This window comes from Actinomycetospora sp. (assembly GCF_055612215.1).
In genome coordinates this window covers 1-3,378 of sequence record NZ_JBVPVA010000089.1, presented here as the reverse complement: position 1 = coordinate 3,378, position 3,378 = coordinate 1, and the positions used below count along the sequence as shown (strand labels likewise).

Genomic DNA, 3,378 nt, shown 5'->3' with positions numbered 1-3,378 from the left:
CGCGACGGCGACCGTCCGGCCCCGCGTCCGAGCGGCACCGACCGTCCGGACCGCCAGCCCCGTCAGGGCGGCATCCCGAAGCCGGGCGCCCAGCGTCCCGGTGGGGAGCGCGGCGGCGACCAGCGCCAGGGCGCCTCGCGTCCCGGCCAGGCGCGTCCCGGCCAGTCCCGCCCGGCCCAGCCGGGTGGGCAGCAGCAGCGTCCGGCCGCGGCAGCGGCGGACGCCGGTGACGCGACCGCCGCGCCCCGTCCGCAGGCCCGGCCCGGGCCGAAGACCCCGCGCGTCGGCAACAACCCGTTCGGTGTCGGCTCCGGCGCCCCGCCGCGCCCGCAGGGGCAGCGTCCCGGTGGCGCCGCTCCCGGTGGCGAGCGCCCGCCGCGCCCGCCGCGTGACGGCGAGGCCCCGGCGCCGCGTCCGCCGCGCGACGGCGAGCGTCCGGCTGCGAACGACCGTCCGCCGCGTCCCGGCGGCACGGGCGGCGCGACCCCGGGCAACATGCCCCCGCGTCCCAACCCCGGCATGATGCCGGCCCGTCCGGCCGGTCCTCCCGGTCGCGGTGGGCCCGGTGGTCCCGGCGGCCGTTCCGGTCCCGCTGGACGTCCCGGCGGCGGCCCCGGTGGCCGTCCCGGCGGTGGTGGCGGCGGCGGCGGCTTCCGTCCCGGCGGCGGTGGCGGCCCCGGCGGTGGCGGCGGTGGCGCACCCGCGGGCGGCTTCCGCGGTCGTCCCGGTGGCGGCGGTGGCCGTGGCCGTGGTGGCGGCGCGGCCGGTGCGTTCGGTCGGGCCGGTGGTCCGGTCCGCCGTGGCCGCAAGTCGAAGCGCCAGAAGCGTCAGGAATTCGACAACATGCAGGCGCCGTCGGTCGGCGGTGTCCGCCTGCCCAAGGGCAAGGGCGAGACCGTCCGGCTGCCCCGCGGCGCGTCGCTGACCGACTTCGCGGAGAAGATCGACGCGAACCCGGCCTCGTTGGTCCAGGTGCTCTTCCACCTGGGCGAGATGGTCACGGCCACCCAGTCGGTGTCCGACGACATCCTCGAGCTGCTCGGCGGCGAGATGAACTACGACGTGCAGGTCGTGTCCCCCGAGGAGGAGGACCGCGAGCTGCTGGAGTCGTTCTCGCTGACCTACGGGTCCGACGAGGGCGGCGACGAGGACCTCGAGGCCCGTCCGCCGGTCGTCACGATCATGGGTCACGTCGACCACGGCAAGACGCGCCTGCTGGACACCATCCGGAAGACGAAGGTCGCCGAGGGCGAGGCCGGTGGCATCACGCAGCACATCGGCGCCTACCAGGTCGACACCGAGCTCGAGGGCGTCGAGCGGGCCATCACCTTCATCGACACCCCGGGTCACGAGGCGTTCACCGCCATGCGTGCCCGAGGCGCGAAGTCCACGGACATCGCGGTGATCGTGGTGGCGGCCGACGACGGCGTCATGCCGCAGACGGTGGAGGCGATCAACCACGCCCAGGCGGCCGACGTGCCGATCGTGGTCGCGGTGAACAAGATCGACAAGGAGGGGGCCAACCCCGCCAAGATCCGCCAGCAGCTCACCGAGTACGGGCTGGTGGCCGAGGAGTACGGCGGCGACACGATGTTCGTCGACGTCTCCGCGACCACCCGCCAGGGCCTCGACGACCTGCTCGCGGCGATCCTGCTCACCGCCGACGCCTCCCTGGACCTGCGCGCCAACACCGAGCAGGACCCCCAGGGCGTCGTCATCGAGGGCAAGCTGGACAAGGGCCGGGGCCCCGTGGCCACGGTGCTGGTCCAGCGCGGCACGCTCCGGGTCGGCGACTCGATCGTGGCCGGCGACGCCTACGGGCGCGTCCGGTCGCTGCTCGACGAGCACGGCACGAAGCTCAAGGAGGCCCTGCCCTCCCGTCCGGTGCAGGTCGTCGGCCTCACCTCGGTGCCGCGTGCCGGTGACACCTTCCTCGTCGTCGAGGAGGACCGCGTCGCCCGGCAGATCGCCGACCGCCGCCAGGCCCGCATCCGCAACGCGCAGAACGCGACGATGCGCAAGCGGATCAGCCTGGAGGACCTCGACGCGGCGCTCAGGGAGACCCGTCAGCTCAACCTGATCATCAAGGGCGACAACTCGGGCACCGTCGAGGCGCTCGAAGAGGCGCTGATGAAGATCGAGGTGAGCGACGACATCTCGCTGCGGGTCATCCACCGCGGCGTCGGCGGCATCACCAAGAGCGACATCGACCTGGCGCTGGCCGACGACGTCATCGTCCTGGGCTTCAACGTCCGGGCCGAGGGCCAGGCCACCGAGCTGGCCAACCGCGAGGGGGTGGACGTCCGGTACTACACGGTCATCTACCAGGCCATCGAGGAGATCGAGGCCGCCCTCAAGGGCATGCTCAAGCCGGAGTTCGAGGAGATCCAGCTCGGCCGGGCGGAGGTCCGCGAGGTCTTCCGCGTGCCGCGCATCGGCAACGTCGCCGGCTCCCTGGTCCGCAGCGGGACGATCGTGCGCAACTCGAAGGCACGCCTCATCCGCGACGGTGCCGTGGTCGCCGACAACCTCACCGTCGAGTCGCTGCGCCGGTTCAAGGACGACGCGACCGAGGTCCGCGAGGGCTACGAGTGCGGTATCGGCCTGGGGTCGTTCAACGACATCAAGGTCGACGACGTGATCGAGACCTTCGAGATGCGGGAGAAGCCTCGCGCGTAACGCGATTGGTCGCCCCGGCAGCGGGGCAGCGGTTCCCGGTGTTCACCGGATCGCTGACCGCTGACCTGCTGCTGGGGGACGTCCACTCGCTCAAGGGCAAGCGCGCCGTGGTCCGGCCCCTCGTGGCCGAGCTGCGGCGCCGCTTCGCCGTCGCAGCTGCCGAGGTCGGCGACCTCGACCTGCACCGCCGCGTGCAGGTCGGGGTCGCCACCGTGGCCGGTGAGGCCGGCCAGGTGACCGACGTCCTCGACGCCTGCGAGAGGTTGCTCGCCGAGCGACCGGAGGTGACGCTCCTGTCGACGCACCGGCAGCTGTTCGGTGACCACGACTCCTGACCGGCCTCCCACCGGCCAGGGGCTGCTCCAAACCATCCACGAGGAGGTCCGTGATGGCCGACCCGGCCCGCGCCCGCAAGCTGGCGGTCCGCATCCGGCAGATCGTGTCCAGCGCCATCGAGTCCCAGATCAAGGACCCGCGGCTGGGCATTGTCACCGTGACCGACGCGCGCGTCACCAGCGACCTCCGCGAGGCGACCGTCTTCTACACCGTCTTCGGCGACGACACCGCGGTCACCGACTCCGCCAGGGCACTGGCCAGCGCGACCGGTGTGCTCCGCTCGACGGTCGGCAGGCAGACCGGCATCAAGTTCGTGCCCACGCTGGCCTTCGTCGCCGACCACGTGCCCGACACGGCACGCGA

General features: G+C 73.3%; 3 protein-coding genes. All 3 read left to right on the top strand.

Annotation, left to right across the window (positions count from 1 at the left end):
- Window positions 1-2,679: translation initiation factor IF-2 (gene infB / locus AC0CYZ_RS02070; protein WP_472211818.1), on the top strand; the 2,679-nt coding region annotated here is incomplete at its 5' end.
- Window positions 2,680-2,717: 38 nt separating this feature from the next.
- Window positions 2,718-3,014 (top strand): DUF503 domain-containing protein, encoded by a 297-nt coding sequence (locus tag AC0CYZ_RS02065; RefSeq protein ID WP_472211815.1) that lies wholly within the window; start codon window positions 2,718-2,720, stop codon window positions 3,012-3,014.
- Window positions 3,015-3,067: 53 nt separating this feature from the next.
- Window positions 3,068-3,378: 30S ribosome-binding factor RbfA (gene rbfA, locus AC0CYZ_RS02060; RefSeq protein ID WP_472211812.1), on the top strand; the 311-nt coding region annotated here is incomplete at its 3' end.